This is a genomic window from Haloferula sp. BvORR071 (genome assembly GCF_000739615.1).
In the GTDB taxonomy this organism is placed as follows: domain Bacteria; phylum Verrucomicrobiota; class Verrucomicrobiia; order Verrucomicrobiales; family Akkermansiaceae; genus Haloferula.
In genome coordinates this window covers 1-23,266 of the sequence record NZ_BATP01000053.1, presented here as the reverse complement: position 1 = coordinate 23,266, position 23,266 = coordinate 1, and the positions used below count along the sequence as shown (strand labels likewise).

Sequence of the window (23,266 nt, the reverse complement as noted above, 5' to 3'; positions counted from 1 at the left end):
GGGATCGGGAATATCGCGGAGCGCGACAGGCACAGGAAAACAAGCGGGGAGCTTGCGGGCCGTTCTGGTCCGCGCAAGGCTGGCGGAAACCTCGGTCAGGGCACCGCGTTGCCAAGTCTCATTTGAATCGAATCGCTCCGCCGATCCCGCCAGCCACTCCTCTTCCTTCTCCATGTTCCAACTCATCTACGTCAGCACCGCCGCTCGCCCAATGGAGGCGGCCGATCTCCGCGCAATCCTGGGAACCGCGCGGGAGCGGAATGCGGAGTTGGAGATCACCGGTATGCTGGTCTTCCACAGCGGCCATTTCGTGCAAGTGCTGGAGGGCGATGAAACCGCGGTGCGCGGCTTGCTGGCGGATATCCGCAGCGATGGGCGTCACCGCAATCTGCGCGTGATCGATGAGTCTCACCACGCGGTCCGCGAATTCAGCGACTGGTCGATGGCCTTCCGCGACCTCTCGCTCAGCTCTGCCTCTGCCGCCGGCTTCAGCGAATTCCTGAACGAACCCACCGACCCGATGCCGCGACGCGCGAGCCCTGGCACCAAGTCAAATGGCGGCAACGATAGCAATCTCAGCACCAGCGCCCACGTCTTGCAGCTCTTCCGCAAGGCCCTGGCCGATCCGCTGGCGGTGGCGCATTGATAAGAGAAGCGGATGCGATACGCCTAGCAACAGACAGGTCTGTTAGATGGAGGCTCGGCTTTTCTTACTCTTTCTCCGCCATCTTGTGCTGCGCCTCTTCGCCGCAGGCCAATTACATCTCCTGGCTCAGGACTTCATTCGATGCGGGCGAGACAGCCTGCGGCGATGGTTAAATCGAACTGCGGATCCACTTGAAAAATGCTAATTTGCAGCCCAAGCCCGAAATGCATCCGGGTCGTATCCGACAGTTTCGAGTAGCTTCGCCTTCTTCTCAATAAAGCTGGCGAAGATTTCCGGCTCCATTTCCATCATTCCATCCAAATCGGACATTCTCGACACTTGGGAGACCATTGCACAAGCCAATGCCGCCTCATCAATGGCCTGCACCGTGCCCGGTAGCAGGCCAACCGTCATCCCTGAAGGATCGCTACCAGCGAGCCGCACGGGCTCGATCAAAAAGCCCAAGGACACCATATCCTTGCGGGTCTTCACCACATTATAAACATAGCTATCGAGAAGGCGCACGGAGCATTGCATCTTGACAAGATATATAAGAAGCCATTTCGCGAATGCGAGCGTATGGCATCCCATCCACTTCTCGTCATCAAATTCCTCGACACTAGTGGCGTTTTCGATTGTTCCGGGAGAGATCCCGAGTTGCTTCTCTAGAGTTTCGGGAAAATCAGCGGCGCTTTTGATGTTCTCAATGATGCAAGAAAACATCCTCTTCAAGGCATCCTCACTGATTCCGTCTTTCAAAACTCTTGTTGTAAGAAACAATAGCCAAGGCCTACCTCGCCGCTGACGCTGAAGATCACACAGTGCCCTTACGACTTCAAGGTTGGGGTAAGATTCCGGAACAGCCTGATCAACGACGCTATCGCAAAGGTCCAAATTGATGATGTCATACGGTGCGTTGGCATCCGCGCGGGACAAGCCCAAGCTACCTTCCTTGAGCAAAGATTGGAGCGAATCTCCCAAGATCAGGGAGGAAGGGTGAATGAAATCGTTAGAGTTCACCTTATGCGTTGCCAAGTTGATGCTTGCGGATCGCCGGCTCGAATCGAAGCCCAGATATCGCAATCTCACTTTGGCCCTCTCACACACACCCCTGAGCACCCACAAATCGAGAAGGTCTTCTCCAGGGAGCCCTAGGTAACGAAGTTCGTCTCCATCCTTCAGCCCAAGGGAATCGATCAACTTGGCCGCCTCATGGCACCATTGCTTTAGCCGGAGGTAATGCTTCCTCGGCCTATGCCAAGGCTTGAAATCCGTCAGCGGCTTCTCGGGCAGGGAGATCGAGATCTTGCCCTGAAAAATCCTCTTCATTACATCTTCTTCGTCGTCGGGCATGCTATTTCCCATCAATTCTGAAGATAGCAACAATAGACTTCAAGACTTCTTCTTGTTGCTCATAGGTTAGCCCGGCCAGTAAGCCGTATGCCTCTAGTACTTGGGCAACTGCGACGATTTGAGCCCTGAACGTTTCATTCTCTCTTTCTTGCCGCCGACCCTTCTTGAAATTCGCCGAGGCGAAGACTTTTTTGGGATTAAGGGCCAACTTCCCCTCCTTCCGGGCGACTGCAAGTTGCTTCACATCGTCAGTTGCGATGACAACTTCCACCGCTTCCTTGATGGACTCCCCTGAGGCGTTTTTGACAGCATTGCGGACGATCTTTTTAAGGCTTTCGGATTTCGCCTCGCTCACCTGTGACTTTGCCTCCTGCGCCAGTTGGTCGGCGAGGTATTTCAAAGTGTTCACGATCTGGCGGAGCGATCGATGAACCCAGAGCGAAAGATACTGATAGTGAGGATGGGATGCGTTGAACGACTCTCGATCAATATTCAAGGCCGGATCCAGCCCCTTAGTGACGAAGACCTCTGCCGTTATCTGCCTCAAGCGTGTGATCTCGGAAACTTGGTACTTGGCGAAGGTCTCGTCGAAAAGGGTTCCACTCGCATCACCGATTCGAACTAAAAGGCCGGTGTTCTCGCGAGGCACCACCTTGGGGGACCAGAGAAAGTAGGCTTCAAACTCAAGGTCTCCACCGCGCTCTTCTTCTGATATAGCAGACAGGTCCGGATCTGCCTTTCCAACAAAGACAAGCGGAGTCTTCATCGCATGGCGACTGGCAGGAAATTTGCTAAAGCGTATAGGCCTTTTCAGTTCGATGTCGTCAACAAAGACGCGAAACTCAGAAGTGTTTGCGCCTCTCTCGGGAGACTTCAATTCCAAGCGCTTGCGAATACTCTCCCCCAGCTTCAACTTAAGAGCTTTGGCCTGCCCAGGAACGAAGGGATGAAGCTCGAAGATGTCCGGCTCGGAGTTATCATCGAGATCAAACGGGTGATCCTCAAGATAGTCCACTGGCGCCGCCAAACTCAGGCTCCAAATCGCCTTGAAATAATTGTCAAACAAAAGTTCAAGTTTGGGATCACTTGAAGAAACGCCAACTTCTTCAACAACTGCTTGAAAGAGCTTAGAAAATCGCTCTTCGGGAGGATCGGAATTCTCCCATGGAAGCCTTGGGGGCAATGCATATCCTTCTTCTCTATCATCGAGAATCCCGATATGAAACCTAGGGGTCGGCTGCATTAGCATGATGCCGGAATCGTCGACACTTTTGCCGGATACAGCCTTCCAAACGTCACCGCTACGCAGCAGAGAGATAGTGAGCGGACGCAGGTCCATCAAAATAATCTCCGTGCCGTGCGCTTCAAGATCATCAGCAGGCACGGATCGGATTGCTACTTCTCCGGACTCAATCTTCTCGAACTCTTCCTCCTTATCCGCTTTCTCGGACTCGCCGCCCTCTTTCTTGACCTTGTCATCTCCTTGTGACGGGGGCTCCTCAGCCGAAAGGGAATGGGCACCTTGGATGGAATCCTCCTCGTAGGTTCTGAGAATCACTTCAGCTACCAGTCTGAAATTGCTTCCTGCAACCTTCGTTACGATTTGAAAATGGCGCGTGAGTTGAGCAACTGAAAACAATCCAATTCCGATCTTTCCAATTAACCGCCTCCCAGCCGGACTGCGGGTGGGGTCTTTTGTATTGGTGGTATTTCCAGCCCCTTCCCACCTACGTTTCGAGCTTCCGCCAATATGATGGATCAAGCGGGCGAGAGTCGCCACGTCCATCCCGTTCCCATCGTCACGAATGCTGATTTGCGAGAATCTCGGAGCGTCGGTCTGAATGATTACACGAGAAGCATCGGCATCATAAGCATTTGAAATCAATTCCCGAAGAGCGGACGAGGGTTGCCGGTAAATCCCGTCGGTAATCCGCGCGAGAACCCTGTCGTCGGTTCTCAGTTTGGCAAAGGAAAGGTCTCCCGACTCTCTCTTTGCCTCAATATCGGCAATCAGTTGACTTTCTTCGGCTTTGGCAGCGGCCATGATATCATCTCATCACTTATACGAATATATAGCCTCACAAGCTCTCGAAGTGTCGAGAAGATTCTTGATCTGATCAGCAATAGCCCTGGCAAGAGGCGGGGGCACCGCGTTGGAGACTTGGGTCACTTGCGAGCTGAAGCTGCCCAAGATTTTGAATCCGGGGTCGAAGCCTTGGAGCAGCATTGCCTCCAGAATCGTTAGCCGACGTTTTCCATCGGGATGAATGTGTATCTCTCGGTTCCCGTAGGCGACAGTCGGGCTAACCGAATTCCAATCCAAAATCCGAAAGGACCGACCGGCGTTACTTCGCTGGCGAGCTCCCGTAAAGCGGGCCGAACGCGGAACCATTGTCCAGTGGTTCTGGTGGTAGGGAATGTTCGCGGCAGACAGATCACGCGCAAAGTAGGTGGCCGGGGGTAGCCCTTTGATTGCGCTGCCCACAGTCAGTTTCTCGCCAGACGGCTTTGGAAACTTGAACTCTTGATTGGGGAAGACCTCCTTGTTGAGCCCGACGATGAATACGCGGTGCCGACGTTGGGCCACGTTATAGTCAGCGGCGTTAAGGCGCGTGTGAAAGACGTTGAAGCCAGCCTTTTCAAGACGATCCAAAATTCTCTTAAACCTAGGGAGATGTTTAGAGCCCAATAATCCAGTAACGTTCTCAAAGACGAAAAACTCCAGATCGAACTTCTCGCGGGCAGTTTTTACAAGATCGGCATATCGGAATGGCAGAAGGTTCCGAGAATCGTTGGGATCGGAAGAAACATTTCCCCTAGAAAATCCTTGGCACGGAGGACCTCCGATTAGACCGACGGGTCGCATCCCCTTCGGAATAAGGCCAAGAAAATCCTTGGGGGAAAGTTTCGAAAGATCCCGTTTTACCGCAACCGAGGAGGAGGCATTGAAATTGAAAGTATCTACAGCGTCTTGGCAGCTATCGATTGCTAGACCGGTCTGAAATCCCGCCTGATGGAAGCCGGAATCCATGCCTCCAGCGCCACAGAAAAGACTGAGCAGGAATGGTCTATCCGGTTCGATGTGGGCCAAGCTTTTAAGAGGTTGATGCTGTGCGAGATGATAACCCTGAGGCGAGTTCCTTTTAGCAAGTGCTGATCTCATTGCAATTCGGAAGGTTGCCTTTCTGAAGGAATTCCGAGGAGGTAAAGGAGGTGGATCACACCACCTCCACCATCACGCCATCGATCCTGCCGCCCTCCATGGTCTGCACGTCCTTGAAGGCGGGGTTGAGGGATTTGAGGATGGGGACCTGGTCGAAGCTATTGCCTTCTTCGCCGGGCTTGGCCTTGCGGTAGGCGAGTTCCTTGAGGGTGGCGCCGTGGCCGTCGTTGTAGATCACGAGGCTGCCTTTCTTGGGGAAGCCTTTGCCCTGGAAGGGGGCGACGATGATGGTGGCGCCATCGGGGATCTTGGGCTCCATGGAGCGGCCGCAGACCTTGAGCGCGTAGTGGCCATCGGGGTAGGCGCGGGGCACGCGGATCGGCTGCGGGGTGAGGTCGGCGGCGATGGGTGCACCGGCGGCGATGCCACCGAGGAGGTCGAGCCAGTGGGCGGAATCCGCGGCGGTGGCGGCATGATCTGTTAGAGGAGCAGCGGCGGCGCGGATGGGGATGATGCCGCTGGTCCGCGGGCCCGCATCCATCTCCATGCGTGCGACTTCATCGTCGCAGGTGCGGATGATCCAGTCCTCGATGGTGAGGCCCTTGGAGAGGGCGGCGCGGTTGTAGGTGCGGAAGGTTGTTAGATCGACCTCGACGCTGAAGATCTGGACCTTCGCCTGGCCGGGCGCTTGAGCCATCGCACGAGGGAACGCTTGGGGAATGGAGGCACCCGCACCGGCTCCCGCGCGATCCTCCGCGATGAGCCGGGCGATGAGCGCGAGGCTGGCGGCGGGGATGTCCTGATTCGTCGCGGAGAGCCAATTGTCCACGGTGCGCTTGTGGATCCCGCCGCATTGCTGGCCGAGCCAAGCACGGCTCCGGGAGAACTCCTTTAACCAAGCTTTAATTTCTTCCCGGGTCGGATGCATGCCCCAAAGTGCATGATTTTATGCGCTCTGCAAACATTTCTCACTGTTCCATGTACTTTTCTTTTGGAGTTGTTCATCGGAACATGTATTCATGAATGCATGTCCCGAGTGCATGATCCCACGGTGAAGGCGAAGGCCGGGGTGCTGCTGGCGCTGCCACCGATCGCGCTGAGCGAGCTGAAGGAGCCGACGAAGGATTTCCTGCTGGCGAAGGCCAATGCGGGGGCGACGCCGCTGGAGACGATGAAGGAGCTGCTGGATCGCGGCGCGGAGCGGGCTGGCTTTCGCGCGAAGCGGGCGGCGGCGGCAGAGGCCTCCCGCACGGCGGAGGCATGGGCAGCAGAGAAGGATGAGTGCGGAATGTGGAGTGCGGAGCGCGGAGTTTCAGAGGCCCGCGCGGCGACTCCGAATACCGGCTCCGATGCAGCATCTAACAACAACTCAAACGGGACGCAAAGGGAGGGAGGCGATGAACGCTGATGATGAACGATCGACCGAAGCAAGTTCCGGACGATGGCTACGATGCCTACTCGGAGTGGGCGCCGCAATTGGTCGGCTTCGAGCCGCTGACAGCGGTGGCCTACGATGCGCTGGACCCGGTGCAGGCGCGGGAATTCGCGGAGCTCTTGGCCGCATCCCGCACGCGCGAGACGCGGGTGCTGATCGTGCGCGACGCGAAGGGCCACCTCACGCTGTGGCAGGAGGGAGGACGTTTTTGGAAGACATGAAAGACCGAAGCACCATCTGCCACCGACATCCTCTACCCCAATGACCACCACCCTCACTCTGGAAAACACCACCGATACCATCAAGGCCGAGGTCCACGATGGCGAGCTCTACCTCTCCATCAGCGCGTCGCAGGGCCGCATGCAGCGGGTGCCGAGCATGGAGGCGGCGATCGGCAGGATCTTCCCGGATCTGCCGCTCGTGCGCCGCTTGCAGATGGCCGGCCGCCTGATCGCAAGTCTGGCCGAGACGCTGGACCGGCGCTGAGAGCCGGGGCCAGGCACCCGATCTAACAAATACTAGAAACACCGGAGGCCGGAAGGCCGACGGCGCACGGGAGAGCTGTGCCTGTAGCGGGCGGGCCTCTCTTATCTCATCAATCATATCCCTTGTCTCACCCCTCCCCTGCCGGGTGTGGCGGGCATCCATAGCAGCTTCGTCCGCCTGAAGGCGGGACTACATACCCTTGATGGCGCGCTCTCCCCGGATCTCCGAGCATCTCACATTCGCCATCTTTCATCCCAGAAGAACAACCAGCCAATGAACATGAAAACGTCCACGAACACGACCCCCACCAAGACCAAAACCATGAAACCACTCGCCATCTTCGACATCGAGACCGCACCGGACCTGGAGGCGGTGCAGCGGCTCACGCCGCCCTATGTGCCCACTCCGGGGGCGAAGCCGCATGCGGAGGCGGACTACTGGCGCGGCATCCATGCGAAGGCGACGCTGAACCCGGCGACCTCGCGGATCCGCGCGATCGGCGTGCAATTCCCCGGCGAGCCACCGCGCTTGCAAGTCGGCACGGAGGCGGAGCTGTTGCGCGAGTTCTGGCAACTCTTCGCGGACTGGGATGGCCCCTTCGCCTACTGGTCGGGGAATAACTCGAAGGGTTGCTTCGACCCGCGCTTCCTGGTGGTGCGCTCTTGGGTGCGCCGCGTCACCGTGCCACGCGGTGCGTATAGCCGCGGGCCGGGTTGGAGCCTCAGTGCGGAGAAGTGGCTGGATCTCGCGCCGCTCTTCCTGATCGGTGCGGAGGCGAATTCCTTCTGCAGCGCGAACAAGGCGGCGAAGACGCTGGGACTCATCGGCATGGACCTGGGCTGGGCCACGGTGCGGGACAAGGATGCGCTGGTGGTGAAGGCCGCCAGCTTCCACGAGTGGCTGGATAGCCCGGTGCTCGCGCGCCGGGAAGCAGCGCTCGACTACCTGCGGAATGATCTGGCGATGGAGCGGGCAATCGCGGAGGTGCTGTTAGAGAATCCCAGTGCCACCACACCCGCGGGCGGCAAGGACTGGGAGAGCCTGGACAAGCTGATCGCGCTGGACTCCGCGATGAGGGAGGAGGTGGCGGTTTAAGCATCATGAGCATGAGCGTGGAACTCGCCGTAATGGACCGGATGCTGGACAAGGTGACCGGCGACCAGGAGCCGGTGCGCCTGAATGGCCATGTGCCGGAGATGGCCACGGAGGTGCTGCTGCAGCTGGATGGCGAGCAATTCGCCGTCTGCTACGAGACGCGTAGTATCTCCTCCGCCATCAACAACGCCCGCCAGGAATTCCCCGGCGCCGCCGTGCTCCAGGCGCGGCGCGTGCTGGTGATCTCGGAGGAGGAACGCGGGAAGGAGGAGATGCGCAGCCTGAATGCGGGGCTGTGAAGCGCCTGGCCAGGGCGAATTCCCGGCGAGCGGAGCAGCCTATGGAGTGCGGTGGCACGACACCGCTTTGGCTGCGGGGGAGTTTGCGATTCTCCTATTCATGGCCCCTTCCCAAAGCGTGAACGAAACACCCGCTGCCAAGCTCACTCTTGGGCAATCCGGAACCGTTTGCCGCAACATCACCCACCCGGAGCCAAAGCGGTGTCGTGCCACCGCACTCCACATGCCGCTACCCGGAAAGCCGCCTCACGCAGTTCCGTGGAGAGCACTGCGGTGATCTCCGCGGAAAGCGCGGCCGCGCACGCCCCTTCCGCCATCTCAAATCTGAAATTCAAATCCCCTCCAATACTGTCCCACCACACCATGACCACCACCCACGAACCCACCGCCCCCGCAGCGACAAGCAAAGACAAAGACAAATCCCCGAAGCGCCCGGCCTTCCAATTCTACCCTGCCGATTGGCGGAAGGATGCCGCCCTGCAATCCTGCAGCGTGGCGGCGCGCGGCCTGTGGATCGAGATGATGTGCATCGCCCACGAGTGCCTGCCCTACGGCCACCTCACCGTGAATGGCAAGCCGATGGCGCGCACGCAGATCGCACGGCTCACCGGCATGGGCGAGGCGACCTTCAAGCGTCTGTTAGGCGAGTTGATCCAGGCCGGCGTCTGCTCCGTGGCTGAGGATGGCACCATCTTCTCGCGGCGGATGGTGAGGGATGAAACCTTGCGGGCAAAGCGCGTGGAGGGCGGACAAGCCGGCGGCGTCCACGGGCCAAAAGGCAAGGAGCATGGCAGCAAAGGAGGACGACCGGCTCAATCAAGGGGGGATCTAAATCCCCCCTTCCCCACGGAAAAATATCCCCCGTTGAAACCCTCCCCTTCATCTTCTACTTCTACTTCATCTTCGGACAAGAATCCCCCCTGCCCCCCCATGGGGGATGGCCATGGGTGGCTCTCGATCCTGCCGGATGGCTGGCAAAGCATCCCCCGGGACGAACGCCGCGGCCTGCGGGTCCTGCGGAATTCCCCGCTGATGGAGCGCATCGGCCGCTGGTTTGACCGGCCTGCGGACTCACGCTGGGCCCTGGCGGAGGGCATTGCCCTGGCAGCGCTGCAGCCAGCGGTGGCGGAAGTGGACCTGCTGGAGAACTACTACCTCGCTCGTATTTCACCGGACCGCGACTACCGGCGGCGCGACCTCGGCAGGCTCCTCGCCCATTGGCCCGCCGAGCTCGATCGGGCGCGGGTGTGGATGGCAGAGCTGGGAGGGGAAATCACCAATCACCCATCTTCCCATCCTCCATCGAAGTGAGGCCAGCGCCGGAAGAGGAACAGTTCCCCGGGGCCCGCCACCAAGGGTTCGTAGTCCCGCCTTCAGGCGGACGCAGCACGGGAAGAGCGGGCCTCACCCGAGGGCCCCCGGGTGAAGTCCGCATCCAGAACTCCTTCGTCCGCCTGAAGGCGGGACTACCTACCCTTGAACTCCCGACCGCTCCCGTTCTTCCACTGATCACTGATCACTGATCACTGATCACCGATCACTCGGCACTTCTTCCACCCCATGACTACTACACCTCCCGTAGAACCCACCCTCACCCTCCCCCACGCGCCCATGCTGGAGAAGTCCGTGCTCTCCTGCATGCTCCAGCGCCCCTTGCTCGCGGAGGAGCAACCGCTGGACCCGGCGATCTTTCACCTCGCGGCGCACCGCCTGCTCTACCGCATCCTGCTGGAGACCCGCGATGGCGATCTGACCCACCTGGTCACCAAGCTCCACGACCGCGCCGAGCTGGAAGCAGTCGGCGGGCCGGCGGCGGTCGCGGAGATCTACACCTACGCGCCGCACGCCCATCACTTCGAAACCCACCTCGCGGTGCTGCGCGATCGCCATGCACGGCGGCTGGCGATCAAGGCTTGCCGGGATGCCGAGGCCGCGGCCTTCGATTGCTCCGAGTCCACGGACAGCCCGGACTTCCTGGATGCGCTCGGCGCGCCGGTCAGCACTGTCTTCGATACCATCGCGGCCGCCGCCCCGGCGAAGGATACCAAGGCGCTGGCCCGCGAGTTCCTGGAGACCTTCGAGCGCCGGCTCGCCGGGACCGAGGTGCCGATGGGCTTGGCCACCGGTATCGCGGAGGTGGATGCGCGGTTGCGTGGCCTGCAAGCGCAACACATGGGCATCATCTCTGCGCGCTCCGGCGGCGGGAAGTCGACCCTGGCCACGCAGATCGCCGCGCACTTGGCGGCCACCGGCACGGGCGTGCTCTATCTCATGCTAGAGCGCACCGAGCAGAGCGCCTTCCAGCGCGCGGTGATCCAGCACGCCGGCATCCACCACCTCGCCGTAACCGATCCCGCAGGCTATGCGCGCTTGCAAGACCGGGGCCACAGCAATCCGGAGTCCGCCACGCTGCGCGCGATCCGCGGCTCGATCACCACACTGGTGGAGGCGAACCTGCACATCCGCAAGCCGCCAAACCGCCACCTCCACACCCAGTGCGCGGAGATCCGCCGCTACCACCGCCTCCACGGCGTGCGCGTCGTCATCCTCGACCAGATCGGCCTGGTCCGCGGCGACCGCGTGCGCGGCGATCGCGAGGAAGCCGAACTACGACGGATCTCGAACACGCTCCAGGAACTCTGCCACGAGCTCCGCCTCTCCCTCATCGTCCTCAGCCAAGTCACCGAAGACGGCGAGACCAAGGGCGCGCGAGCGATCGAGGAAGACGCGGACTGGTGGCTCTCCATCATCCAGGAACGCGACCGCAAGAAACCGAACTTCGGCGAGCACCAGCACGTCCTCATCGCGAAGGATAGCCATCACGGCTGCACCGGGGAGCGACTGCCGCTGGTGCTGGATCATGAGACGCTGAGGTTTGTGTATGGGGTGCCGAAGGAAAAGGAGAGCGTCGGGAGGAGGGGGAGGTTTGGGTGAAGTCGTAGTGATGAATATAGAGTGAGTGGGAGGCACAACGAAATTGAATTATCGCTCTCTAAGCGCCATCTCGAAGGCGAGCTTCTTTCAAGAAGCGCTAGGAGGTGCTCGGGTTTTCGCCTTCCTGCGCGACGGATGGTGCCGCCGTCAAAATGTCTTCCCGCCGCTGGGATTTTCCCTTCTACTGCGGATGCACTCCCCCTACACACATGACATCTGGACAAGCGTGTGTAATCCCACGTCGGATGGGGCAGCGCCACCTTAAGATTTCAGGATATGGCAGAGAAAGAAGAAGAGGAGGCCTACCGGCATGCGGAGTTCGTGATCGAGCGGGCTAGGCGTAACGAGTCGACTAGCCTCGAGTTATTTGATCGCAGCCTGAAGGCCTTGCCGCCGTCCATCGCGCAGCTCACGCAACTTCGGGAGCTGAACTTGAGTCGCAGCCCCTTGAAGACAGGACTCGAAGCCGTTTCCTGTCTCTCCGGCTTGGAGGGTTTAGATCTGTATAGCTCGGAGTTGAAGCGGGTTCCGGAATCGATCGCAAGTCTCCGGAACTTGAAGTATTTGAATCTCTGCTGGAACGAACTCATGGAGATTCCCGAGTGGATCGGCGAACTTTCCACTCTGGAGCGCCTCTACATTCACGGCAATCCCTTGGTCCGACCTCCGGCTTTTCTCGGGAAACTCGGAAACCTGCAGATACTTGGTCTTTCCACACACTATCTGCACTGGGCTGGGACATGGAAAGAGGTTCTTTCTGGGCTGAGCGTCTTGTTCTGCGAATGTGGGAACAGTGAGTGGACTGGGGAAATGCCGCCACTTCCCTCGCTCGAAGAGCTAACGCTTTTCCACTTATCAGGCTCAGTACCCGACTGGGTGCGGACCTGCAAAAGCTTGGTAAGACTTGAGTTTTTCGTTTGGCTAATCCCTTCGCTTCCCGAGTGGATCGGCGAACTCCGCAACCTGAAACGCCTTCAACTTTTCGAAGCTCCTCTCACCGACTTACCCGCCTCTCTGGCGGACCTTTCGCCGGATCTTGAAATCTCCGGTCTAGAAACAGACCGCCTTCCTCCCGAGCTTGCCGCTGCTTGGAACGAAGGCGGCACTCGCGGTCTTCAGGCCTACCTACGCCAACGGCGAGAGGGAGGCATGACACGCCTCCATGAGGCCAAGCTGGTTTTGGTTGGCGAGGGCGAGGTGGGCAAGAGCTGGCTACTCGGCGCCCTGCGCGATGATCCGGTTGAAGATCGCGGTAGCACCCATGGTATCGAAATCAAAAAGGTGCCGGTCATCGACCCACAGAGCGGTCAAGTAATCACGCTGAATGGCTGGGACTTCGGCGGGCAGCCGGTGTACCGGCCCACACACCAGATGTTTTTCAGTGCTCCAGCGCTTTACCTGGTGGTGTGGAAGCCGCGCGAGGGCCCCCAGCAGAGCCGAGTGAAAGAGTGGATCAAGCTAGTGAAGCACCGCGCGCCAGAGGCTCGGATCTTTCTCGTGGCCACCCATGGCGGGCCGAAGGCGCGGCAGCCGGATCTGGACCGCCAGGAGATCCTAGACCTCTTCGGTGAGGACACGATCGCTGGTTTCTTCCACGTGGATAGCCAGCCGCGGACGGTGGAGGGCAAGGCGGCCGATCCGCGTATCGCGGAGCTTAAGGAGGCACTTGCTCGGGAGGCAGCAGCACTGCCAGGGATGGGTCGCGAATTTCCCGCGAAGTGGCAGGAGTTGCGGCAGCAGCTAAAAGCCGGGGAATCCGCATATCTGCCAAAGGGCAGAGTCTTCGACCTCTGTAGCACGCAGGGTATCTCCAGCGAGAACGCCGAGTTACTCGTCCGCATCTGCCACGCCATCGGCGACCTGATCCATTACGAGCACGATCCGCTGCTGCAGGACATCGTGGTGGTGAAGCCGACTTGGCTGGCCACCGCGATCAGCTATGTGCTCGATGACCAGCGAATCCGGGAGACGAGCCGGGGTTTGGTAAGCGACGCTGAGCTTGCCGCGCTGTGGGACGATCCAGGGCGCGAACACCGCTACCCGCCAGACCTGCATCCGATTTTCCGCGCTCTAATGGAGCGCTTTGACCTTAGCTATCCTGTGGCCGGACATGCGGAGACTTGCTTGATCTCACAACTGGTGCCGGACTTCCGGCCACAGGCGCAGGTGGATGCCGCTTGGCCCGATGACCCCGCCGAGGGCGATGAGGAGCAGACGCAGATCTGCCGCATCACAGATATGGACCGCGGTGAGACGGCACGGGCGGAGGGGCTCTTCTATCAGCTCATCGTGCGTCTGCACAAATACTCGCTGGGTCGTCTCGACTTCTGCAAGAGCGTGCACTGGCAGCGCGGCCTCCTGTTAGAGGACAGCATCGGCTCGCGCGCCTATCTGGAGCACGCAGGGAACGACGTCCAGATCCGCGTCCGTTCCCCCTACCCTGCCGCCTTCCTCGGCGTTTTGACCTATGAGGTGAAGTGGCTGGTGGAGAATTTCTGGAAGGGCCTGCGCTGTGCGATCACAGTGCCCTGTCTAACAATCAAGGAAGATGGCACTATCTACCGCGGTTTTTTCGAGGTGGCGAGCTTGCTGAAAAGCAAGAAGGCCGATCGCCACGAGATGGATTGTCGGGTCTGCGACGAATGGTACAGTATCGACGATCTACTTTCGAACTCCGTGGAAGCTCGCCCGGACCCCTTGCAAGGCGTGGCAGCGGATGCGGCAGGCTTCAAGCGTTTGGAAGGGATTATCCGCTCAGGCTTCGGTGGCCTAGGCGACAAGGTAGATGGACTGACCACGGAAGTTCGCGAAGCTGCCGCACGGGCTGAGGCATCCTATCGTGGCCTGATGAGCGCGGTGCTGGATGAGGCGCGGGATGGACCACGGCTTTTCAGCATCGAGCCACTGGAGCCGGGGTTCTGGAACAAGCCGAAGTGGATGGCCGCTCGTTTCCGGGTGACGCTGTGGTGCGAGTATAACCGCCTGCCGCTGCATCATTTTCCCGGGCACAAGGACCGTGGGGTGTATGAGATCGAGATCAACCGCGAATGGCTGGTGGCCGCCGCTCCTTGGCTGAAGAGGATCGCGGTCACCCTCGGCCTGGTGTTGCCAGTGGCTGGAGCAGTAACCAAGGTGGTGCTGGACGCCACGGTGTACGATTCGATCGAGAACCAACTCGATCTTGGCAAGGAAACGGCCGACGCGCTGGCGAAGACCGGCGAGATGGCGGCGGATTGGCTGGCCGAGGAGGATGGAGGAATCCGTGAGTTGCGCGGTGGCGATGGCAGCATCGGCCCGCGGGGCGAGGTCAGGGCGGAAGGTGCGCTGCTGCGGCAGCTCCACCACTGGCTGAAGGAGAACGACAAGGCATCCCAATTCGGCGGCTTGGTGCGGGTGCCGAACAAGCGGCAGGAGTTCATGTGGGTTCACCCGGACTTCGCGGGGATGGTGTAGGTGGACTGGCTTTGATCTGTCCTTCGGGCATCCGAGGGATCGGTAAGGGTGGATTCGCCTAGAACTCGTCCGGCGCTCTCTGGCACCACACGCCCTCAAAGCGGCGATTCCCGCCGCACTCCGATAGCGGCTGCCCCGCAAAGGGGGGGCACGCGGTGTGTGAGATGAGCTGCTCTAGGGGGCGGGTGTTGGTGTCTGCGGGCCGCTTCGGTAAGTTTGGGGATGACCGCTGGTGGGGTGACGGCTTTTGCGGTGCTTCACGGCAGCAAGCTGCCTGCCGAAAGGCGGTGGCAAGCCTCCGCAGTCCAAGATCCAAGGCGGCTGCGCCGCAGGGGAGATGCGCCCGCTATTTTGCGAGAGCCCCGCGCCTACACTTCATGGGCAGCGACTGATCGCATTACTGAATCCTATCTGACATTCCTCATGACGACTCCTAATACCCAAACCCTATCCCTGAAGATCCGCGAGCTTGAGCCGTCATTGCCGAGCCGCTCGCGCAGCGTGAAGCCTTCGCTGGTGGTGCTACATGCCACCGCGGGGGCCAGCGCGCAGTCGAGCATCGAGCACCTCCGCAGCGTTGGCCTGAGCTACCACTACATCATCGCCCGCGATGGCCGCGACGCGAAGTGGACGAAGGAATCCGACGCCAGCCAGCCGCTGATCTTCCACTGCGTGCAGGACGAGCGCGAGGCCTTCCACGTCGGCTCCACCATCCCCGCGCCCTCCGGCGAAGGCCGGATCAACAAGTGCTCGATCGGCGTGAGCCTGGCGAACCTGCAGAGCGGCGAAGCCTATACGCCCGGACAACTCCAGGACCTGAAGGCGCTCCTGCTCCACCTCAAGCAAGCCCACCCCACCCTGCGCTACCTGACCAAGCACGCCCTGGTGCAACCCTGGAACCGCGAGGATCCCCTGCACGTGGATGCAGAGTCACTAGCCCGGGACTGCGGGTATGAGCTCTGGGTGCCGACGAAGAAGGAGATACAGGAACACCGGCCGAGGTAGGAAATGGCAAATGGCAGACTGCTCCCGGCCGCCGCGTGGTGGTGCCGGGGGCATTCTCATTTGCGGCTGCTCCGAAGCCAACAGCCTAACCGCAGAGGCCGCGGAGGAACGCCGAGGAAGAGATTGATAAAGCTTCCGCTTTCGCCCTGCGTGTCCGCCCGCGAGATCCGGCGGGGCTCCATCTCCCGCTCGTTTTCCCATCTACTGCGCTTCCCGGCGAAGTGCGTCGCATTCCTGAGTGAAGCAACAGGCGCCGGCATGATCAGCGCTGGTGCCGCCGACACGCCCGAGAGCTGGGGATCGGTGGTCGTGCTCATGCGATCTTGCTCTCTGCCTCGCCCAGCCGTTTCGCGATCCGCTTCCCCTGCCTCCTCACCAGCCAGAGCCAGAGCGGGAGATAGAGTGCGAGCAGGAACCAGAAGGGTGCGCGCCAGCCCTGGATCTGGGCCTTGAAGAACGACCCGGGCGAATCCCCGGCGATCCGGTTGTAGCAGTGGGGCAGCGGGAACCAGGTGGACGGCGGCGCGGGATCTTCGTACAGCCAGCGGCCAAAGGGGCCGGTCGGAATCGGGAGGGGAAGGGCCGCAAGGTCCACGCCGGGCTGACGTTCGATGATGCGCGCCCTTTGGAACTGGATCGCGGACCCGCTGAGCTTCACGGAGAATTCGTAGTCGGGATGGCTGCTGTAGTACCAACTAGACCTGTAGTAGACGGAGGCCGCCCACAGGCAGAGCAGCACCAGCACTGGCAGCAGGCCGATCCAGAACAGCGGGCGGTGACGGAGGGGAAGTTTCAAGGCGGAAGGCGGAAGGCGGGAAGCGGAAGGCGCAATTCACGCGAGACGATGCCTGGCGATTCGCCGGGCGCGCCACCCCATCATGCCGCCCCACAGCACCAAGTGCGCGGCGACGATCAACCAGTGGTCGAGGCGGATGCGGATGCTGTCCTCGCCGAAGCCCTGCTGGCGGTTCCAACCGAGCGGGCCGCGCAGGGCTTGCGGCTCATTGATCACCGAGTCACAGGAGGCCAGGCCGGTGGGCACCGGCGGCAGCGGCGCGGGCCGGGTGAGGCGCAGGCCGTAGCTGCTGGCATCGATCGTGAGCGCCCAGATCTTGCTACCCCCGCCGGTCTGGAAGAGGAAGAGTTGGCTCTCCCGCCAGCCCGCCGCCCAATTCCCGAGCAGGAAGACCAGCAGCATGAGCCCGCACCAGAAGCCCACCGAGCGCCGCAGGCCAGGCCGCGGCAGTGGCTGGCTCGCGGAGGGTACCGCATGAGAATGGGGATGAGCGCTCGGAGTCATCGGCTCAAGAGACTAGCGCGCTGGCCGCCGCGGCCGCCATTCCTTTTCTCAAGCGCCGCCGCTGCCACGCCAGCCCGGCGCTCCACAGCGTGAAATGGGCGACGATGAGGAACCAGTGCTCCACGTGGATGCGGGTGGTCCCCGTGCCCGCTCGATGCGCGACCCGCTTATTCCTCCATCATTCGTCCCCGTGGAAGCGCCTGCCCCGCCGTGCGCAGCTGCCGCGACTTCCGCCGCGCTTGCCACCAAGTAGCCAAGACCCACAGCGGCAGATAGCCCGCGAAGAGCAGCCACAGCGGGATCCGGAGCGACACTCTCCGGTGTATCCAATCCGTGCCGTAGAATCCGTCTCCGGTCTCGAATTCCGGCCCCTTGCGCCAGAGCCGGGCGTTGTCCGGCGAAGCGGGCATCCGCATCCACAGCCCCCAGGGCTTCGTCTTGGGAATCGGCTCCGGAGCGGATGACGAGTGAGTCCCGGGCTTCTCGATGAAACTCCGTCGCTCAATCATCAGCGATGCATTCGAGAGATTGAGGCCATAGGTCCTGCGCGGTGAGTAGCAAAATACACCCCGTGTCCGGTTCCGCATCGAATCCGCCGCTGCCCACAGCAGGATCACCACCGGCAGCAGCCCAATCCAAAAGATAGGCACGTGCCGCAGCGGAAGTCGTCGCTTCTTCATAGACCCGTCCTACTTGTTAGATCCATTCCCGCCGGATCCCCCCGCGGCATCCTGCCGCGTTCCCGGCAGCGCCGCGAGCGACCTCTCGGCCAGAGCAGACGCCTGCCAGCTCGTCAGGAAACGCCAGACCACCAAACCGACGAGGAAGATCATCCACAGTGGCACCACATGGATCTCCCTGTGGCGGATGTAGCCGGTCCCGACCTTGTCGCTGGTGCTTGCCGATTCATACCAGGGAAACCACCTCACCGGGAATGGTTCCTCCGCCACGCGGCTCCTGCCGCCCCAGGGCCCGGTGATCGCGGTGTGCTCCGGCGGCGGCCCTTTCGCATCCGGCCCCGCCTCGGTCCACTCCCAAGCAAATCTCAGCGCGGCGCCGAAGATCGCAACGCCGCCGCGCCCTCCGGACTCGCGGCCGTAGCCCCAGGTATTGCGGTGGCTCATCGAGTCCACCCAGGCCCAGCCCAGGCTGATCAAGAGCACCAGGCCGAGCCAAAATACCGGCACCAGCCGTAGCGGATGTTTCTTGCTGATCTTGTCGTCGGCCATCGTTGCGCCACCCCTAGCATGACTCTGGCACCCTTGTCATCTGCTGCTCCTGCGTGCGAAGCATCCGCGACTTCCGCCGCGCTTGCCACCAACTGGCACCGAGCCAAAAGGGCGCGTAGCCCAGCAGCACCAGCCACAGCGGGATCACATGGTCCCAGGTCCGCATCATCCAGTCCGGCCCATACTGTGCGGCATTCGGCTGGCTATGCGGCTGCGGAAACCATCCATCCGGATCGGCTCCCGCCGACCATCCATAGCTCCAATCGCCCCAGGGAGCAGTCGGCTGCAAGATCGCCCGCTCCGGAGGGGGCTTGGGCGACTGCACCACCCACAGCTCCTGCACCCGGATCGCCGAGTAGTGCAGCATGAAGCGATGATCATGTCCCTGCTCCGCGCAGTATCGCCCCTGGAAGACGATGTGCCGCGTGGAATCCGCCCAGGCCCACAGCAGGATGATCACCGGCAGCAGGCCGAGCCAGAAGAGCGGCAGATGGCGGAGGGGGATACGTTGCTTCTCTCTCACTGGCACGATGATAGGAGGCGCGGTGAACAGCGCGAGCAAGTAGCGCAACTTTGCAAGTTGCGGCTGGGCGCGTGCCGAAGGGAAATCGCAAGCCCTTTGTCCAAGCGCGGCCGCCCCCGGCCACAACTTTCAAAGTTGTGCCACCTCCTCCAGCCCCCGCGACTTCCGCCGCGCTTGCCACCAAGTGGCACCGAGCCACAGCGGCAGCCAGGCCAGCAGGATGAGCCACAGGGGTATCCGCCAGCTCTCGTCATGACGCAAGAAACTGCTCCGGCTGGTGCCAAAGGATCCGTGGAAATAGCCGGGCGCGGGAAACCAGGAGAGGAACCACGCGCCCATGTAGGCCACACCTTCCCGGCTCCAGCTTCCATAGGGCCCAGTGGCGGGATACGGGACCGGAGACCCACGAGGATTCTCCGGCTCGCTATTGCTGATCCAGCGATACTCGATCTGGATATGAGACTGGGCGAGCACGACCTCAATCGCGCGGTCGGGCTCGGCACAGCGTTTCCAACTGGAAATATAGTAGGTGGAGTCCGCCCACAGACAGAGAAGGATCAGGGCGGGCAGCAGCCCGATCCAAAACATCGGCACATGCCGCAGAGGGAATCTCGTGTTCGTCTTGTTCATGGGGTGATCCGGCATTCGCTTTCAATCTAACAGGAAGCAGCCTCCGCCTCCTGGGTGATGGCCTGCTCCGCCGCTCGCAGCTTCCGCGTCTTGTGCCACGCTTGCCATCCCGCCAGACCGAGCCACAGCGGCAGCCAGGCGAGCAGGACGAACCAGAACGGAATGATCTGAAGGTCCGAATGCAGCAGAGTCTTGCGGGAATAGCTTTTGATGGACTGGACCGAGCTTGGTAGCGGGAACCAAATGCGCTCCGCCTCCGGCGCTGCGCGGTGTCGGTGCCAATCGCCCCAAGGGCCAGTTTCGTCACACTCCACCGTCGGCACTCGCGGAGCTTCGATCCAATGCGACTCCATCTCGAGGACCGAGGGCTTGAGCGCAACCCGCAAGCTGCGGTCCTTGAACTCGCTGTATCTCCACTCGCTGAAGTAGAACAGCGAATCCGCCCACACCCCCAGCAGGAGGATCACCGGCAGCAGCCCGATCCAAAACATCGGCGGCAAGTGGCGAAGGCGGTTCATCTCGTCATTGGCGGCAAGAATCCAGGAACCACGAATGGACACCGATGAACACGGATAAAGGCAGGCAAAATTTCCGAAACTGAATCTTCATCGGTGTCAATCCGTGTGCATCCGTGCCTGCTCATGGCCTTCGCGGAATTCATCCGTCGGCGGCTCCATTGCTTCAATCCTCCTCCGCTTCCGCCGCGCTTGCGACCACGTGAGCCCCGCCCACAGCGGCAGATAGCCCGCGAGCATCGCCCACAGCGGCACGTGGCGGTATTCGTGGTATTTGACGATCCCCTGCGCGACATCCCCGCGTCGGCCCTCCGAGCGGAAGGCCGGGAATTTCACCGCATCGCGGAATCCACCCCTGCGCGCGAATTCGCCGAAGAAATTGCTGGTGGGGAAGCCCAGCCCCGGCCCCTCGGGGGCATCCGCTGCCACCTTCACCCAATGCCAGGAGAGATGCAGCGCGGAGCCGGACAGCTGCGCATTCACATAGGCATCCGGCCGGCTGCGGGTCCAGCGTGTGCTGTAGCGCCACGAGTCGCCCCACGCCCCCAGCAGGATCACCACCGGCAGCAGTCCGATCCAGAACAGTGGCACATGCCGCAATGATAGACCCCGCTTCATTTTATGCCTCCGCGCCTCCTTCCACCTCACCGGCATCCACGCCATCCATCAGCCGGCCGATCCTACGATGCCTCCAGTAGATCAATCCGGCCCACCCGACCAGCACCGCCAGCAGCAGGCACCAGTGCGGGATGAAAAGCAGCGACTCCCCCCGCGAGCGCCCGAGACTGAACTCCCGGGTCACCGGATCCAGCGGCCGCTCATCTCCCGCCCCACTCCCGCTGGCAATCGCCTCCTGCCCCTCCCCCGTCTCCAAGCGCCCCGTGACAAATCCCGGCCGGGCAAAGCGCGCCCGCCCGCTGCGACTGCCGTGGATCTTGTACATAGCCGTGTCCACCGTCACCCCAAAGTGCTCCAGGCTGCCCTGCGAATGATAAAACGCCAGCCCGCTATCCCGGTTCGATGGTATCACCGGGCCGTAGCGCACATAGCACCAGCGCCGCGCCGAATCCCCCCACGCCCACACGATGAAGCCCGTCACCAGCAAGCCACTCCAGAAAACCAGCGAGCGGAAGAGGGACGGACGGGGCAGGCGGGAGTTCATGGGGAGAGATCGCAGATGGCAGGTTCAGATAGATCGCGTGCTTCATTCCCTATCACCCTCACCCCGCCGCACGCAAGCAACAGGAAGCACCGGCCCACTCCATCCAAATTTCAAATCTCAAATTCCGAATTTCAAACTCCCTGGACGATCTCCACATTCCCCTTCATCCTACGATACCTCCAGTAGATCAGCCCCGCCCACACGCCCGCTGCCGCCAGCATCACGCACCAATAGGGAATGAAAACCATCCGGAAGCCCCCCAACCCGGTGCCGGCCCTGAAATAAAGCAAGCCCAGCACCGGATCCGGCTCGCGCCCGTCCAGCATCCCCGTCTTCCGGAAGGCCGCCCATTCCTCCTTCGTCAGCCCCCTGAGGACATCCGGTCGGCCGAAGCGCAGCTTGAACAAATCCGGGTAGCGGGCATAGCCCTCCGTCCCTATCCTCGGCATCGAGCTGGCATCCACGCTCCCGCATTCCCAGCCACTCCGTCCCGGCGGCAACCAGATCGTCACCCCGCTCGCTTGGCTCTGCGCCAATACGGGGCCCGCCCCCACATAGGCCCACCGCCCCACCGAATCACGCCACGCCCAGCCCAGGAAGACCAGCACCATCAGCCCGCACCACAGCAGCGGCGATCGCAGCAGAGAGGGACGGAGTGAATCAGGACTCATGGCCGGAATCGTTTTCCGCGGCAGCGCCAGCGAGCTCCGCGCGGTGCTCTTGGATACTACGATACCTCCAGTAAATCAGCCCCGCCCACACGCCCGCCACCGCCAGCATCACGCACCAGTAGGGGATGAAGACCATCCGCACGGACCTCGATGAGCCGCCGGCACCGTGATAGAACATCCCCACCACGGGATCCGGCTCGCGTCCGTCTAGCAGCCCCGTCTTAAAGAATGCAACCAATTCCTTTTCCGCCAGCGCCCTGCTGAGCTCCGGTCGGCCCAAGCGCAGCCTGAGCAATTCCGGGTAGCGGCCATATCCCTCGAGCCCCAATCTCGACATTGGCGGGGGATCCACGCTCCCGGACTCCCAGCCACTTCGTCCCGGCATCCTCAAGATCGTCACCCCGCTCGCCATGCTGTGCGCCGATACAGAGCCCGCACGCACATAGGACCACCGCCCCACCGAATCCCGCCACGCCCAGCCCAGGAAGACCAGCAGCATCAGCCCGCACCACAGCAGTGGCGAGCGCAACAGCGATGGCCGCGGGAGCTCAGAGTCCATGCTCATTGCCCGGGTTTACTTCCCCGCTCCCCGCATCCTCCACCGGCATCCCCGGATCGCGCGTGCTACAAGATTTCCAGTAGATCAAGCCCAGCCACAAGCCGGCCGCCGCCGACATGAGGCACCAGTGCGGGATGAAAAGCAGCGACTCACCGGCCGGGTGCGAGCCATCGCAGAAATCGCGGAAGACCGGATCCATCACCCGGCCGCCCAGGGTCCCGGCGGATCGGAACTCCCCGATCGCCTCCACGCTCATGCCGCTCCTGGCAAAGCCCGGCCGCCCGAGGCGCACGCGCCCGCTGCGACTCCCGTAATCCAGGATCCCGCTCGTATTCTGCGAGACCGCGAAGCTCGCCCTGCGCCCCTGCTCCCAATAGATCGACAGCCCGCTATCCCGATTCGAAACCGCAAAGGGCCCCCAATTCAGATAACTCCAGCGCCGCGCCGAATCCCACCACCCGCAAGCGATCAGCCCCATCACCAGCAAGCCGCACCAAAAGACCTGCGAGCGAAGAATGGATCGACGATGCAGACCGGAATTCACAAGTGGAGGAGAGGAGATGGCAGATCGCGGATAGCCGTGTGATCTCCCCTTCCCTATCACCCCCGCCTCCCTGCACGCAAGCAGAGGCGCCCGGCCTTCCGCACTCCGCACTCAATCTTCATCCGCCCTCCCCCAAGCCTTCACACCCGCCCGCTAGCACTCAGGCTGGCATGAAGGCTCACTCGATCATCCCCAGTTGCCGCCGGGAGGCCCAGCGCCAGCGCCGCCGCCACCTCGCGCTACTCGCCGGCATCGTCCTGTTAG

Annotated in this window: 26 protein-coding genes; 10 read left to right on the top strand and 16 right to left on the bottom strand. The window is 61.5% G+C overall.

All coding sequences use genetic code 11. The features are described from left to right. Positions 1–172: 172 nt before the first annotated feature. Positions 173–646 carry a BLUF domain-containing protein gene (locus BV071_RS26030; RefSeq protein WP_052573901.1) on the top strand — a complete coding sequence of 158 codons (474 nt, stop codon included), beginning with the start codon at positions 173–175 and terminating at the stop codon, positions 644–646. A 201-nt stretch (positions 647–847) separates the two neighbouring features. Here BV071_RS26030 and BV071_RS26025 read toward each other — a convergent pair whose 3' ends face one another. The 4 genes from BV071_RS26025 to BV071_RS33690 all read right to left on the bottom strand — a co-directional run bounded on the left by BV071_RS26025 (position 848) and on the right by BV071_RS33690 (position 6,090). Further along, positions 848–1,999: a hypothetical protein gene (locus BV071_RS26025; RefSeq protein ID WP_035613563.1), complete on the bottom strand. Its 1,152-nt coding sequence runs from the start codon at positions 1,997–1,999 to the stop codon at positions 848–850. A gap of 1 nt (position 2,000) precedes the next feature. Then, positions 2,001–4,043, bottom strand: coding sequence for an ATP-binding protein (locus tag BV071_RS26020; RefSeq protein ID WP_035613562.1), 2,043 nt, complete (start codon positions 4,041–4,043; stop codon positions 2,001–2,003). Between the two features lie 12 nt (positions 4,044–4,055). After that, positions 4,056–5,090: a DNA cytosine methyltransferase gene (locus BV071_RS26015; RefSeq protein WP_265594904.1), complete on the bottom strand. Its 1,035-nt coding sequence runs from the start codon at positions 5,088–5,090 to the stop codon at positions 4,056–4,058. A gap of 127 nt (positions 5,091–5,217) precedes the next feature. Continuing rightward, the gene (locus BV071_RS33690) at positions 5,218–6,090 is read right to left on the bottom strand and encodes a S24 family peptidase (protein ID WP_052573899.1); all 873 of its coding nucleotides are present in this window, start codon (positions 6,088–6,090) and stop codon (positions 5,218–5,220) included. Positions 6,091–6,189: 99 nt separating this feature from the next. Between BV071_RS33690 and BV071_RS26005 the strand changes: the two genes are divergently transcribed. The 9 genes from BV071_RS26005 to BV071_RS25960 all read left to right on the top strand — a co-directional run bounded on the left by BV071_RS26005 (position 6,190) and on the right by BV071_RS25960 (position 15,869). Further along, positions 6,190–6,570, top strand: coding sequence for a hypothetical protein (locus BV071_RS26005; protein ID WP_035613560.1), 381 nt, complete (start codon positions 6,190–6,192; stop codon positions 6,568–6,570). After that, positions 6,570–6,818: a hypothetical protein gene (locus BV071_RS26000; protein ID WP_035613558.1), complete on the top strand. Its 249-nt coding sequence runs from the start codon at positions 6,570–6,572 to the stop codon at positions 6,816–6,818. Before BV071_RS26005 ends, BV071_RS26000 begins: the two co-directional genes overlap by 1 nt. Before the next feature lie 40 nt (positions 6,819–6,858). Further along, positions 6,859–7,083, top strand: coding sequence for a hypothetical protein (locus BV071_RS25995; protein ID WP_035613555.1), 225 nt, complete (start codon positions 6,859–6,861; stop codon positions 7,081–7,083). A 321-nt stretch (positions 7,084–7,404) separates the two neighbouring features. After that, on the top strand, positions 7,405–8,178 hold the full coding sequence (locus BV071_RS25990; protein ID WP_265594903.1) for a hypothetical protein: 774 nt from the start codon (positions 7,405–7,407) through the stop codon (positions 8,176–8,178). Between the two features lie 11 nt (positions 8,179–8,189). After that, positions 8,190–8,477: a hypothetical protein gene (locus BV071_RS25985; protein WP_035613552.1), complete on the top strand. Its 288-nt coding sequence runs from the start codon at positions 8,190–8,192 to the stop codon at positions 8,475–8,477. A gap of 363 nt (positions 8,478–8,840) precedes the next feature. Next, positions 8,841–9,788, top strand: a complete 948-nt coding sequence (locus BV071_RS33685; protein ID WP_052573898.1) for a hypothetical protein — start codon at positions 8,841–8,843, stop codon at positions 9,786–9,788. Positions 9,789–10,037: 249 nt separating this feature from the next. Next, positions 10,038–11,411: a DnaB-like helicase C-terminal domain-containing protein gene (locus BV071_RS25970; protein WP_081886239.1), complete on the top strand. Its 1,374-nt coding sequence runs from the start codon at positions 10,038–10,040 to the stop codon at positions 11,409–11,411. 1,149 nt (positions 11,412–12,560) lie between these two features. Then, entirely contained in the window at positions 12,561–14,864 is a 2,304-nt protein-coding gene (locus tag BV071_RS25965; RefSeq protein WP_265594902.1) for a COR domain-containing protein, read from the top strand. Between the two features lie 423 nt (positions 14,865–15,287). Then, a complete protein-coding gene (locus BV071_RS25960) occupies positions 15,288–15,869 on the top strand; it encodes a peptidoglycan recognition family protein (RefSeq protein ID WP_035613543.1) in 582 nt (193 codons plus the stop codon). 313 nt (positions 15,870–16,182) lie between these two features. Here the strand turns inward: BV071_RS25960 and BV071_RS25950 are convergent, their stop codons facing one another. The 12 genes from BV071_RS25950 to BV071_RS25895 form a co-directional block, all read right to left on the bottom strand. Next, the gene (locus tag BV071_RS25950) at positions 16,183–16,665 is read right to left on the bottom strand and encodes a hypothetical protein (protein WP_035613538.1); all 483 of its coding nucleotides are present in this window, start codon (positions 16,663–16,665) and stop codon (positions 16,183–16,185) included. A gap of 36 nt (positions 16,666–16,701) precedes the next feature. Beyond that, the gene (locus BV071_RS25945) at positions 16,702–17,169 is read right to left on the bottom strand and encodes a hypothetical protein (RefSeq protein ID WP_265594901.1); all 468 of its coding nucleotides are present in this window, start codon (positions 17,167–17,169) and stop codon (positions 16,702–16,704) included. A 167-nt stretch (positions 17,170–17,336) separates the two neighbouring features. Further along, positions 17,337–17,819, bottom strand: a complete 483-nt coding sequence (locus BV071_RS25940) for a hypothetical protein (RefSeq protein WP_265594900.1) — start codon at positions 17,817–17,819, stop codon at positions 17,337–17,339. A gap of 39 nt (positions 17,820–17,858) precedes the next feature. Beyond that, positions 17,859–18,398 carry a hypothetical protein gene (locus BV071_RS25935; protein ID WP_035613532.1) on the bottom strand — a complete coding sequence of 180 codons (540 nt, stop codon included), beginning with the start codon at positions 18,396–18,398 and terminating at the stop codon, positions 17,859–17,861. Between the two features lie 13 nt (positions 18,399–18,411). Next, on the bottom strand, positions 18,412–18,969 hold the full coding sequence (locus BV071_RS25930; RefSeq protein ID WP_035613530.1) for a hypothetical protein: 558 nt from the start codon (positions 18,967–18,969) through the stop codon (positions 18,412–18,414). An 81-nt stretch (positions 18,970–19,050) separates the two neighbouring features. Next, entirely contained in the window at positions 19,051–19,551 is a 501-nt protein-coding gene (locus BV071_RS25925) for a hypothetical protein (protein WP_265594899.1), read from the bottom strand. Positions 19,552–19,577: 26 nt separating this feature from the next. Next, positions 19,578–20,069, bottom strand: a complete 492-nt coding sequence (locus BV071_RS25920; RefSeq protein ID WP_265594898.1) for a hypothetical protein — start codon at positions 20,067–20,069, stop codon at positions 19,578–19,580. Positions 20,070–20,165: 96 nt separating this feature from the next. Beyond that, positions 20,166–20,657: a hypothetical protein gene (locus BV071_RS25915; protein ID WP_265594897.1), complete on the bottom strand. Its 492-nt coding sequence runs from the start codon at positions 20,655–20,657 to the stop codon at positions 20,166–20,168. Between the two features lie 28 nt (positions 20,658–20,685). Then, entirely contained in the window at positions 20,686–21,228 is a 543-nt protein-coding gene (locus BV071_RS25910; RefSeq protein ID WP_035613522.1) for a hypothetical protein, read from the bottom strand. Between the two features lie 131 nt (positions 21,229–21,359). Further along, on the bottom strand, positions 21,360–21,899 hold the full coding sequence (locus BV071_RS25905) for a hypothetical protein (protein WP_035613520.1): 540 nt from the start codon (positions 21,897–21,899) through the stop codon (positions 21,360–21,362). After that, the gene (locus tag BV071_RS25900) at positions 21,889–22,458 is read right to left on the bottom strand and encodes a hypothetical protein (protein ID WP_035613518.1); all 570 of its coding nucleotides are present in this window, start codon (positions 22,456–22,458) and stop codon (positions 21,889–21,891) included. Before BV071_RS25900 ends, BV071_RS25905 begins: the two co-directional genes overlap by 11 nt. Beyond that, a complete protein-coding gene (locus BV071_RS25895) occupies positions 22,448–22,936 on the bottom strand; it encodes a hypothetical protein (RefSeq protein ID WP_035613516.1) in 489 nt (162 codons plus the stop codon). Before BV071_RS25895 ends, BV071_RS25900 begins: the two co-directional genes overlap by 11 nt. Positions 22,937–23,266: the final 330 nt, after the last annotated feature.